At 65.6% G+C, this 11,530-nt stretch carries 12 protein-coding genes and 1 tRNA gene; 8 read left to right on the forward strand and 5 right to left on the reverse strand.

Translation table 11 applies throughout. From position 1 onward, the window contains the following. Nucleotides 1–72: 72 nt before the first annotated feature. Nucleotides 73–315, forward strand: a complete 243-nt coding sequence (locus tag NA5_RS00545; RefSeq protein ID WP_062980679.1) for a hypothetical protein — start codon at nucleotides 73–75, stop codon at nucleotides 313–315. Nucleotides 316–462: 147 nt separating this feature from the next. Next, the gene (locus NA5_RS00550; RefSeq protein WP_011206875.1) at nucleotides 463–1,137 is read left to right on the forward strand and encodes a Crp/Fnr family transcriptional regulator; all 675 of its coding nucleotides are present in this window, start codon (nucleotides 463–465) and stop codon (nucleotides 1,135–1,137) included. A gap of 112 nt (nucleotides 1,138–1,249) precedes the next feature. Here NA5_RS00550 and NA5_RS00555 read toward each other — a convergent pair whose 3' ends face one another. From NA5_RS00555 to sp36, 3 genes are read right to left on the reverse strand one after another with little or no spacing between them, the layout of a single operon-like run. After that, nucleotides 1,250–2,053 carry an MBL fold metallo-hydrolase gene (locus NA5_RS00555; RefSeq protein ID WP_062980681.1) on the reverse strand — a complete coding sequence of 268 codons (804 nt, stop codon included), beginning with the start codon at nucleotides 2,051–2,053 and terminating at the stop codon, nucleotides 1,250–1,252. Between the two features lie 9 nt (nucleotides 2,054–2,062). Continuing rightward, nucleotides 2,063–2,521 (reverse strand): RidA family protein, encoded by a 459-nt coding sequence (locus NA5_RS00560; protein WP_062980683.1) that lies wholly within the window; start codon nucleotides 2,519–2,521, stop codon nucleotides 2,063–2,065. A gap of 17 nt (nucleotides 2,522–2,538) precedes the next feature. Further along, complete coding sequence (gene sp36, locus NA5_RS40055) at nucleotides 2,539–2,700, reverse strand: Sp36 family protein (RefSeq protein WP_085998464.1); 162 nt, start codon at nucleotides 2,698–2,700, stop codon at nucleotides 2,539–2,541. Nucleotides 2,701–2,998: 298 nt separating this feature from the next. On the opposite strand from sp36, the gene bagA reads away from it, so the two are divergent. After that, nucleotides 2,999–4,018, forward strand: a complete 1,020-nt coding sequence (gene bagA, locus NA5_RS00565) for an ATPase BagA (protein ID WP_062980685.1) — start codon at nucleotides 2,999–3,001, stop codon at nucleotides 4,016–4,018. Further along, nucleotides 4,015–5,154: an ATPase BagB gene (gene bagB, locus NA5_RS00570; protein WP_062980687.1), complete on the forward strand. Its 1,140-nt coding sequence runs from the start codon at nucleotides 4,015–4,017 to the stop codon at nucleotides 5,152–5,154. The genes bagA and bagB overlap by 4 nt, the downstream gene beginning before the upstream one ends. 100 nt (nucleotides 5,155–5,254) lie before the next feature. Here bagB and NA5_RS00575 read toward each other — a convergent pair whose 3' ends face one another. Then, nucleotides 5,255–5,578: a WhiB family transcriptional regulator gene (locus NA5_RS00575; RefSeq protein ID WP_040686051.1), complete on the reverse strand. Its 324-nt coding sequence runs from the start codon at nucleotides 5,576–5,578 to the stop codon at nucleotides 5,255–5,257. Nucleotides 5,579–6,021: 443 nt separating this feature from the next. On the opposite strand from NA5_RS00575, the gene NA5_RS00580 reads away from it, so the two are divergent. Then, a complete protein-coding gene (locus NA5_RS00580; protein WP_062980689.1) occupies nucleotides 6,022–8,394 on the forward strand; it encodes a penicillin-binding protein in 2,373 nt (790 codons plus the stop codon). A 65-nt stretch (nucleotides 8,395–8,459) separates the two neighbouring features. Here the strand turns inward: NA5_RS00580 and NA5_RS00585 are convergent, their stop codons facing one another. Next, complete coding sequence (locus NA5_RS00585; protein WP_062980691.1) at nucleotides 8,460–8,924, reverse strand: GatB/YqeY domain-containing protein; 465 nt, start codon at nucleotides 8,922–8,924, stop codon at nucleotides 8,460–8,462. 170 nt (nucleotides 8,925–9,094) lie between these two features. Between NA5_RS00585 and NA5_RS00590 the strand changes: the two genes are divergently transcribed. The 3 genes from NA5_RS00590 (at nucleotide 9,095) to NA5_RS00600 (ending at nucleotide 11,462) form a co-directional block, all read left to right on the forward strand. Then, nucleotides 9,095–10,057 carry a metallophosphoesterase gene (locus NA5_RS00590; RefSeq protein WP_062980693.1) on the forward strand — a complete coding sequence of 321 codons (963 nt, stop codon included), beginning with the start codon at nucleotides 9,095–9,097 and terminating at the stop codon, nucleotides 10,055–10,057. 47 nt (nucleotides 10,058–10,104) lie between these two features. Further along, nucleotides 10,105–11,328: a DUF8017 domain-containing protein gene (locus NA5_RS00595; RefSeq protein WP_062980695.1), complete on the forward strand. Its 1,224-nt coding sequence runs from the start codon at nucleotides 10,105–10,107 to the stop codon at nucleotides 11,326–11,328. A 60-nt stretch (nucleotides 11,329–11,388) separates the two neighbouring features. Next, a tRNA-Pro gene (locus NA5_RS00600) sits at nucleotides 11,389–11,462 on the forward strand. Nucleotides 11,463–11,530 lie beyond the last annotated feature (68 nt).

The following is an 11,530-nucleotide window of genomic DNA, read 5'->3' on the forward strand; positions in this document are numbered from 1 at the left end:
AGTCCACAACGGTGCCCTCCTAGATCTCTTGCCGTGTTCCATCTGAGACCTAGACCGTGTTTACTGCTCGTCATGCAAGGACTCGCTGTGGTGCTCTTCCCAGTGGTGCTGATGCTGTTTGCACTGGGCATGGAGCGGGTCGAGAATCGGCTCCGCAAACTTCTCGAACCCGACGAAGAGGTTCAGCAGTACCTGGACAAGGCAAGCAACGCCGAAGTGAAGGAGCTGACGAAGCTCGGACTGCCCGCCGCGGTGGCACGGATGCGCAAGCGCCGTTCCCGTGGCGAAGAGCTGGACGTCGCACGCGCCAGCTGAATCCCCTACCGACCGGTACCTGGCACGCCGCGCAATCCACTCGTTACGTGGTGTCTGTCACTACACTGCCGTAATGCCGCGTAGACTGCGCTGTTGGCCGATTCGCTTCGGTCCAGGACAGAGCCATTTCCCATAAGGAGCACATTCGTGGACGAGGCCCTCGCCAGAGCAGGCATCTTCCAAGGCGTAGAGCCCACCGCGGTGGCGGCCCTCGCCAAACAACTGCAGCCAGTGGATTTTCCGCGCGGCCATGTCATCTTCAACGAGGGCGAACCCGGCGATCGGTTGTACATCATCACCTCCGGAAAGGTGAAGATCGGACGCCGTTCCCCGGACGGCAGGGAAAACCTGCTGACCATCATGGGTCCGTCGGATATGTTCGGCGAGCTGTCGATCTTCGACCCGGGTCCACGCACCTCGACCGCTACCACCGTGACCGAGGTCCGTGCGGTCACCATGGACCGTGACGCACTCAAGTCCTGGATCGACCAGCGGCCCGAGATCGCCGAGCAACTGCTGCGTGTGTTGGCCCGCCGCCTGCGCCGCACCAACAACAACCTGGCCGACCTGATCTTCACCGACGTCCCCGGCCGGGTCGCCAAGGCGTTGCTGCAGCTCGCGCAGCGGTTCGGTACCCAGGAGGCCGGTGCGCTGCGGGTCACCCACGACCTCACCCAGGAAGAGATCGCGCAGCTGGTCGGCGCCTCCCGCGAAACCGTGAACAAGGCTCTGGCCGACTTCGCGCACCGCGGCTGGCTGCGGCTGGAGGGCAAGAGTGTGTTGATCTCCGACTCCGAGCGCCTGGCCCGCCGCGCACGCTGACGCTCGAACCCCATCGGCGACCGGAGAAACCGGCCGCCGACAAGACGCGCTGCGGCAGGTGGACGCCGTGGCATCCGAACCCGAAAGCACGCTGAGTTCAGCTCGAATGAACTCAGCGTGCTTCGGTGTTCTCGCCGCGCAGGTACTCCAACTGCGCCTGCACCGAACTGCGCGCGGCAGGCCAGAGCCGCTTGTCGACATCGGCGTAGACCTTGCGCACCACCGACATCGCGCCCGCGTTCGGCCCGAGTAGGCGTAACGCCTCGCGCACCTGATCGAGGCGCTCCTGCCGATGCGCGATGTAATACCGTGCGATCGGTTCCAGATCGGGATGATCCGGACCGTGCGCGGGCAGTAGGGTGCGGCCCGAACCCACCTCGACCAGCTTGTCAAGCGATGCCAGGTAATCGGCGAGAGCGCCGTCGGTGGAATCGAGCACTGTGGTGCCGAAGCCGAGGATGGTGTCACCGGTCAACACGGCATCGTCGAGGACGAAACTCACCGAATCCTTGGTATGGCCAGGGGTGTCCAGGACGGTGATCCGCAGTCCGGCGGCCTCGATCACCTCGCCGTCGACCAGCGGCGCATCGGAATCGCGGAGGAATTCGGCGGTCCTGGCCCGCACCGGCGTACCGGTCAGCTTCGCCAGTCGATCGATACCGCCGGTGTGATCATGATGCCGATGGGTGATCAGTGTGAGTGCGATATTGCCGTCGGTGACGCGGGCGATCGCCTCGCTGTGCGCCCTATCCTTCGGTCCCGGATCGATGACGACGTATTCCGATTGCCCCGGACCGCGCAGCAGCCAGGTATTGGTGCCCTCCAGCGTCATCTGGCCGGGATTGTCCGCGAGTACGACCGCCGCGGTCGGCGTGACCTGCCGCAGCTGGCCGTATGCGGGATGGGTGAGCGTCATCGAACCTGTCTAGCGCACTTCGGCGATCAGTTCGACTTCGACGGGGGTGTTGCGGGGCAGCTCGGCGACGCCGACCGCGGAGCGCGCGTGCACGCCCGCATCACCGAAGACCGCACCGAGCAATTCCGATGCGCCATTGATGACCTGCGGCTGATCGGTGAATCCCGGTGCGGAGGCGACGAATCCGACGACCTTGACAATGCGCACCACCGCATCGAGCCCGACCAGATCGTGCACCGCGGCGATCGCGTTCAACGCGCAGAACTTGGCCGCCTCCTTGGCCTGTTCGAGCGAGACCTCCGCGCCGACCTTGCCGGTCGCCGAGAGCTGCCCGTCCACGAACGGCAGCTGGCCCGAGGTGTAGACGAGCGAACCGGTGCGGATCGCCGGAATGTAGGCGGCGACCGGTGCAACGACCGGCGGCAGCGCCAGGCCGAGCTGGGCGAGGTTCTTCTCCCACTGGGTCATAGGTCCAGTCCCTTCGATTACTTGGGGCGCTTGAGGTAGGCGACATGCTGTTCACCGGTCGGACCGGGCAGCACGGTCACCAGTTCCCAGCCGTCGGCGCCCCATTGGTCGAGGATCTGCTTGGTCGCATGGGTCAGCAACGGAACGGTGGCGTACTCCCACACCTTCGAATCACTCATGCTGTTACTTTGGCAGCGCCTTCGGCACTGCGTGTTCGCGGCCCCCTGGTGTCTCGCGTCCGAGCCGTCGAGACTCGCGACTACGTCGCATGCGCTTCGACGACTCGGACGCGAGACGGGCCGCGAACGTCGCTCGTAAGACTCGCTCCGTTGGGGTCGATAGAGGGGCATCTCATCCTGCAGCCTTGAGATCTCACTGTCTGGGACGATTCGTCTGGAAAATGAGGCGCTGACCATATCGCTGGGACGCGGTGTCAGAACGAGTTATAGGCTCGCGATCGTGGGAGTACCAACAGCAGTGCCTATTTCGGCGGAGCCGGGGCTGGAAACGGGTTGGCCGGAGCGCGCGGATAGGGCCCGCCTGCACTATGTCTCCGGCAAGGGGGGAACCGGCAAGTCGACAGTGGCCGCCGCGCTGGCACTCGCGCTGGCCGCGGGCGGGCGGCGGGTGCTGTTGGTCGAGGTGGAGAGCAGACAATCCATTGCCCAGCTGTTCGATCTGCCGCCGCTGCCGCCCACCGAAACCAGAATCGCCACCGCGGACGGCGGCGGCGAAGTGGTCGCGCTCGCACTGGATATCGAGCACGCGTTTCTCGAATACCTGGATATGTTCTACAACTTGGGTTTCGCCGGGCGGGCGATGCGTCGGGTCGGCGCCATCGAATTCGTCACCACGATCGCACCCGGTCTGCGCGATGTCATCCTGACCGGCAAGATCAAGGAATGCGCGGTCCGGGTGGATAAGCTGGGCAAGCCCGTATTCGACGAAATCGTCGTCGACGCACCGCCGACCGGACGTATCGCCAGCTTCCTCGATGTCACCCAGGCCATGGTCGAGGTGGCCAAGGGCGGGCCGATCGCCTCGCAGGCCGAGGGCGTTTCGCGGCTGCTGCACTCCGATCAGACGATGATCCACCTGGTCACCCTGCTCGAGGCACTGCCGGTGCAGGAAACCGCCGACGCGGTCGCCGAACTCACCGCGAATGATCTGCGTATCGGCACCGTCATCGTGAATCGGGCGACCAAGGGTCAGTTGCCCGCCGACGTGCGAAATCGGGCGGCGCAGGGCGATATCGACCGCGACGCCATTCTCGCCGGACTCACCGCGGCCGGAATTTCCCTGTCGGACCAGGACTTCCAAGGCCTGATCACCGAAACCGTCGAACATTCCGCCACTTTGCGGGCGCAGGACGAAAGCGCCGCCGAACTCGCGAAAGTGGATGTATCGCGGATGTATCTGCCCGCGCTGGCCGACGGCATGGATCTCGGTGGCATCTATGAACTTGCCGAACATCTGAGCAAGCAGGGGGTCCGATGAGTAATCCGAATGTGGCCGCGCCACTAGACGTTTCGAGCATTATCGCCGACCGCACCGCGCGGGTGGTGGTCTGCTGCGGCTCCGGCGGCGTCGGCAAGACGACCACCGCGGCGGCCATCGCATTGCGCGCGGCCGAGCAGGGACGCAAGGTCGTGGTCCTCACCATCGACCCGGCACGGCGGCTGGCCCAGTCACTCGGGGTCGCCGATTTGGACAACTCCCCGCAGCGGGTCGCGCTCGGCCCGCAGGCCAAGGGCGAACTGCACGCGATGATGCTCAATATGCGGCGCACCTTCGACGATATGGTGCTCGAGCACACCAGTCCGGAAAAGGCGGAGCAGATTTTCGCCAACCCCTTCTATCAGACGGTCGCCTCCTCCTTCGGCGGTACGCAGGAGTACATGGCGATGGAGAAGCTCGGTCAATTGGCCGGGCGCAAGGAGTGGGACCTGATCGTGGTCGACACTCCGCCGTCCCGCAATGCCCTCGACTTCCTCGATGCGCCCAAGCGGCTCGGAAACTTCTTGAACGGCAGGATGATCCGGGTCATCATGGCTCCCGGTCGCGGCGTCACCCGATTGGTGACCGGCGCGATGAGCCTGGCCGTACGCGGTGTGTCGACCATCGTCGGCGGGCAGATGCTCAAGGACGCGTCGAATTTCCTACAGTCGCTGGAATCGCTGTTTGGTGGTTTCCAGGATCGCGCGGACCGCACCTACGCGATGTTGTCCAAGCCGGGCACGCACTTCCTGGTGGTCGCGGCCGCCGAACCGGATGCGCTGCGCGAGGCGTCGTTCTTCGTCGACCGGCTCTCCACCGAACGCATGCCGCTGGCCGGACTGGTCTTGAACCGGACGCACCCGGTGCTGAGTTCACTATCGGCCGATCACGCGCTGACCGCCGCCGATCAGCTGGCCGAATCCGACCCGCTGACCACCGAGGTACTGCGCATCCATGCCCAGCGGGTCGCCACCGCCAAGCGCGAACAGCATCTGCTGCACCGGTTCACCGGTGCGCATCCGCGGGTGCCGATCACCTCGGTGACCGCGCTGCCCTTCGAGGTCTCCGATCTGGAGGCGCTGCGTGCCGTCGGTGCCCAACTCACCGATGCGCACCTGGTCGAGGTGACCGCCTGAGCCGAAATCGCTGAGCGACTGTGTCATTCTGATGTCGGTTTGATATAGACCCATTAACGAAGCCGAGCCCGCAATCGCGGGCTCGGCTTCATTTCCACGGTTAGATTGCGATTTGATGTTGACGCTGGGCCTGGAAAAAGTCCGCCCAGGACGTCACCTCCGGATGCTGCTTGAGCAACGCACGACGCTGCCGTTCGGTCATTCCACCCCACACGCCGAATTCGACTCGATTGTCGAGCGCATCGGCCCCACACTGCATCAGCACCGGGCAGTGCCTGCAGATCGTCGCCGCCTTGCGCTGCGCCGCGCCGCGGACGAACAGTTGATCAGGGTCTACTTCCTTGCATCGGGCCTGGGCTACCCAGGCGATCCTTGCTTCGGCCTGCTCTACGTCCAATCGAGCGATGGGGGTTGTCATGTGCATTTGGTGTGCCCCTTTGCAGTCCGAACACCGGGTCAACGGCGCTCCAGAATCGCGTGTCAGTCTCGCAGCAACCCAAACCCCGCTGCGAACTGCACCACATTCCACTTTGAGTGTTAGCTCTATCACACTGGGTTCTCAATCTAGGTAAAGGTATGGCCTCTGCGCAAGACCGTCCCGAGACTTTTTGGTACGTCCGTCCCTGCAACCGTGATTCAGAACCGGGCGGTCGACTCGCCCTACGGCCCGCCCCTCCGCGACACGCCGGAATCCGTCCCGCGACACGCCCAATCGGGCAGGCTGCGTCTCGCTGACGCTCGGCTCCGCCCGCCCCGTGCGGCGCTGTGTCAATTGCCCCCTCGTTGCGCTCGCGCGAGAACTCCACGTTCCGCGCTACTCGCAAACACACCCGAGAGCGTCGAATCGGCACCCCGTACTCTTGGTTCGTGCCGATCACACATACGCTCGCGAGGCTGGCCGGCAGCTGCGCGCTGGCCGCCGTGCTCGTCGCCGGGTTGTTGTTCCCTCTCGCAGGTGGTTTCGGGTTCGTCTCCAACCGCGCCGCCGACGCCGTCGACAATGTGTCCGCGGAGTTGGTGGAGGGCACCGTCCCCGCCGTCTCGACCATGGTCGACGCGAACGGAACGCCAATCGCCTGGTTGTACGAGCAGCGACGCTTCGAGGTCCCCAGCGACAAGATCTCCAACGATATGAAGTTGGCGATCGTCTCCATCGAGGATCGGCGCTTCGCCGAGCACGCGGGTGTGGACTGGACGGGCACCATGCGCGCGTTCGTCACCAACACCAGCAGCGGCGAGGTTCAACAGGGTGCCTCCACCCTCGATCAGCAGTATGTGAAGAACTTCCAGCTCCTCGTCGTCGCCAAGACCGACGCCGAGCGCCGGGCCGCCATCGAGACCACGCCCGCGCGCAAACTGCGCGAGATCCGGATGGCGCTCACCCTGGACCGGGAGCTGACCAAGGACGAGATCCTCACCCGATACCTGAATCTCGTCCCGTTCGGTAATTCCTCCTATGGCATCCAGGATGCGGCGCAGACCTACTTCGGCATCGATGCCGCGAATCTGAATGTGCCGCAGTCGGCGATGCTCGCAGGCATGGTGCAGTCCAGCTCGAAGCTGAATCCCTACACCAATCCCGAGGGTGTGCTGCAACGGCGCAATACCGTGCTGGACACGCTGATCCAGAACATCCCCAGCCGCGCCGAGGAGTTCCGCAAGGCCAAGTCCGAACCGCTCGGCGTGCTCCCCGAGCCCAAAGGCCTGCCGCGCGGCTGCATCGCCGCCAACGATCGCGGCTTCTTCTGCGACTACGCGCTGCAGTACCTGGCCAACGCCGGTATCAGCCGCGAGCAGATCAATACCGGCGGCTACACGATCAAGACCACGCTCGATCCTGCTCTGCAGGATTCGGTGAAGCGCTCGGTCACCGAGGCCGCGAACCCGAATCTCGACGACATCGCGCAGGTGATGTCGGTGGTCGGACCGGGACAGGATTCGCATCCACTGCTGGCCATGGCCAGCAGCCGCACCTACGGCCTGAACCGCGCGGCCAATGAAACTGTGCAGCCGCAGCCGTATTCGATGGTCGGCGACGGTGCGGGCTCGATTTTCAAGATCTTCACCACGGCCGCGGCCATGGAAAAGGGCCTCGGCATCAACGCCCAACTCGATGTGCCCGGTCGATTCGAGGCGAAGGGCATGGGTAACGGTGGTGCGCGCGGCTGCCCGCCCGCGACCTACTGCGTGCAGAACGCGGGTAACTACAAGTCGCCGATGTCGGTGACCGAGGCGCTGGCGACCTCGCCGAATACCGCGTTCGTCAAGCTGATCCAGGCCGTCGGGGTCACCCCGACCGTCGATATGGCGGTGCGCCTCGGCATGCGCTCCTACACCGAGGCGGGCAGCTCGGGCCACGGCAACCAGAGCCTGGCGGACATGATCAAGGAGCAGAACCTCGGCTCGTTCACCCTCGGCCCGGTCGCGATCAACCCGCTCGAGCTGTCGAATGTGGCCGCCACCTTGGCTTCCGGCGGCCGTTGGTGCCCGCCCTCGCCGATCAAGGAGGTGATCGACCGCTCCGGTAAGACGGTGCCGCTCACCCAGCAGGCGTGCGAGCAGGTCGTCGATCCCGGGCTGGCGAACACCCTGGCCAATGCCATGGGTCAGGACGACATCAGCGGCACTGCGGCCGGCGCGGCGCGAGCGACCGGCTGGAACGCCCCGCTGTCGGCCAAGACCGGAACCACCGAGAGCCACCGCTCATCGGCGTTCCTCGGCTTCACCAACTCACTGGCGGCCGCGGCCTACGTCTACGGCGACAGCCCGACACCCGGTGAGATCTGCTCGTTCCCGCTGCGCGGCTGCGGCGACGGCAATCTCTTCGGTGGTAATGAACCCGCTCGCACCTGGTTCAACGCGGTCAAGCCGGTGCTCGGGAACTTCCCGCCACCCGCGCTGCCACCGCTGGACGACAAGTATGTGCGCGGGTCCAATCAGGCTCAGGTCCCCGATGTCGCGGGCATGACACAAGGTCAGGCGACGGCGGCGCTGGTGGCCGCGGGCTTCCAGGTCTCGCCGGTGAACGGCGTCGGTGCGCCGCCGAAGGGCACGGTGATGGGGACAGCGCCGAACGGGTCGGCGATTCCCGGCTCGGTGATCACCATCTATATCAGCGATGGGACCGAACGTGCGCCCGCACCGGCACCCGGACCGGCACCGGCGCCCGGGCTTCCGATTCCGGGCATTCCCGGCATACCGGGACTGCCGAGTATTCCCGGATTCCCAGTGCCGCGATAGCGTCTGGTGACAATACGAAAGCCGCCGACCCGGATCCCGGATCGGCGGCTTTCGTATATGTATGGCTACAGGCGCGCCTTCACGGCGGCCGAGATCCGGGAGCCGTCGGCCTTACCGGCGGCGATCGCGGTGGCGGCCTTCATGACCTGGCCCATCTGCCGCATGCCCGGCCGCTCGCCTAGTTCCTGGGCGACCTGCGCGATCGCGGTATCCGCGACATCGGCGACCTCGGCGTCGGTCAGCTGCGTCGGCAGATATTCATCGATGACGCGCGCCTCGGCGTGTTCGTTGGCGGCCAGGTCACCACGCCCGGCCTGGGTGTAGACCTCGGCCGACTCGTTGCGCTTCTTCGCCTCTTTCTGCAGTACCGCGATGACCTCGGCGTCGGAGAGCTCACGCGCCTGCGAGCCCGCGACCTCCGCGGTCTGGATGGCGGCGAGCAGCATCCTGAGGGTGGCGAGGCGCAGCGTGTCCTTGGCTTTCATGGCGGCGGTCATATCCGCGCGCAGCTGCGATTTGAGTTCCGACATGTGCCACACGGTAGCCGTTTCCCTGTTCCCGGCCCACTACATTCGGCGCTCGACCCGAATCCACCGTGCCAGCCGTAGCGACTGTTTGCCGGGTCGCTCGAAACGACCAGTCGACCGCTTGTGCGGAAACACACTCAGCGTTCCGCACCGGGGTCACCTATGCTGGGCAAATGCCCGTAATCTCGACCTCCGCCATCCGACGAACCGCGTTGGGAGCCGCCGGGGCCGCGGTGGCCGGTATCGGCTACGCCTCGCTGATCGAACGAAATGCCTTCGTACTGCGCGAGGCCACGATGCCCGTGCTACAGCCGGGCTCGTCGTCACTACGGGTGCTTCACATCAGCGATCTGCACATGATGCCTGGTCAGAAGCTCAAGCAGCAGTGGCTGCGTGAGCTGGATCGGCTGGAGCCGGACCTGGTGGTCAATACCGGCGACAATCTTTCGCACCAGAAGTCGGTGCCCGCGGTGGTGCAGGCCCTCGGCGGATTGCTTTCCCGCCCAGGCCTTTTCGTTTTCGGCAGCAATGACTATTTCGCGCCGGTGCCGAAGAATCCGGCGAAATACTTCAAGAAGGACCACCGCCGGGTGTACGGCGCGCCGCTGCCGTGGAAGGACCTGCGCGCGGCATTCACCGAGCGCGGCTGGCTCGATCTGACCCATGTCCGCCGTGATGTCGAGGTCGCGGGCATTCGCATCGCCAGCGCGGGCGTCGACGATCCGCACCTGCAGCGCGATCGGTACGACACCGTCGCCGGTGCGCCCAACCCGCTCGCCGTGCTGAGCATCGGCCTGACCCACTCCCCGGAGCCCCGGGTGCTGGACCGTTTCGCCGCGGACGGCTACGACCTGGTCATGGCCGGACATACCCACGGCGGCCAGCTGTGCCTGCCCGGATACGGTGCGCTGGTCACCAACTGCGGCATCGATCGCTCGCGGGTGAAGGGCTCGTCCAAGTGGGGCGCGCACACCCAGCTGCACGTCTCCGCGGGACTGGGCACCTCGCCGTGGGCGCCGTACCGGTTCTGCTGCCGCCCCGAGGCGACATTGCTGACGCTGGTCGCCGCACCGCCCAAGCGTCCCAATGCCGATAGCGGACAGGGCGTTTCACCCTCGGAAGCCATCGCACACTGAGTTCCGCTAAGGTCCTTTGCCGAGACTGACGTCAGGCAGGGGATAACGTGAGCGATCTCGACGACCGGCGCGAATCCGGTACGCCGTATCAGCAGCCTTATGGCGCAGAGCAATTCAGCCCTGTGCCGGGACAGCCCGGATCCGGGCAGTCCGATGCCACGCAGTCGGTGGCCGACGCGTCGCACGGCACATTCGGCGCGCCGGTCCAGCTCGATCCGGCCGTACTGTCGCCGTTCGGTCCCGATCCCACGGCCACACGGTGGCACGGCGGCGTCCCACCGGCGCCGCCGATGCCGTGGCAGCCCGAGCAGCAAACCGCAAGTGCGCCTGGTCAATTCGATCCGACCCTACAGTGGACGCCGCAGCCCGCTCCGGCATGGCAAGCGGCGCAATTCCAGCCCGCTGCAACACCATCCGGGCCGTATGGCGGGATGCAACCGCCCCAGGGCCCGGGCTCGAATGCCCTCTTCGGTGACCGATTCGCATCGGACTTGGCCGTCGCGTCGAGCGCGAACCGTCCGAGCCACGGGCGACGTGGCGCATGGATCGCCGCCGCGGTCGCGACGCTCGTGGTCGCGGGCGGTGCGACGGCGGCGATCGTCACGGCCAACCATGGATCGGATGACACCGCGGCACAGAATCCGGTTCCGTCGATGGTGAGTGCACTCACCTCAACGGGTTCGCATACGTCGACCCATCCGAGCACCACCAATCCTGCCCCCGTCAATAAGGAGCCCCCGGTCGTACCCGGTTACCAGGTTGTGGTGGCCTCGGACCTCGGAGCCGCCTATGACGTGCCCGCCGACTGGACGGTGGCTCCCGACGGCAAGGTCGGCGGTTTCGGCGAACCGCCCAATGCCGTCACCGGTAAGGGGCTGGCCACCGAGGGTAAGAGCTACTGCCCCGGCTCGACCCGCACCGTGGCCTTCCTGACCGGCTCCACCGACACCGATTCGGCAACCGCCGCAACCGAACTCGGCACTAGAACGGCCAAGATCGCCTACACCGACTCACCCGGTGGCACACCCGGCGCCGCCCAGCCGCTGCGCTCGCTCGACGGCTCCCAGCAGGGCATGTTCGTCGAGACCAAGGGCACCGCGACCAAGGTCAATCCGGGCTGTGCGACGGAGTATTCGATCTACACCTTCGCGACCCCAACCGATCACGGCAATTTCGTCATGGTGATCGCGGCCGACACCGGCGTCCCCAATGCCGTCGACGCGGCGACCGCGATGCGCATCTTCACCAGCATTCGACCCCATGGAGGCTGATTGACCTGCGGGTTTAACGTCTGGACCTGAGCTGTTGTAAGCTACTCCAGGTTCGCTTCACGGGGTGTGGCGCAGCTTGGTAGCGCGCTTCGTTCGGGACGAAGAGGTCGCAGGTTCAAATCCTGTCACCCCGACTCGTGGTTGAGACGAATGGTTCCGCCCCCGGCCCGCACAGGTCGGGGGCGGAGCTGTTTACGCTGGT

The sequence above is a fragment of the Nocardia anaemiae NBRC 100462 genome (assembly GCF_001612725.1).
Classification (GTDB): domain Bacteria; phylum Actinomycetota; class Actinomycetes; order Mycobacteriales; family Mycobacteriaceae; genus Nocardia; species Nocardia anaemiae.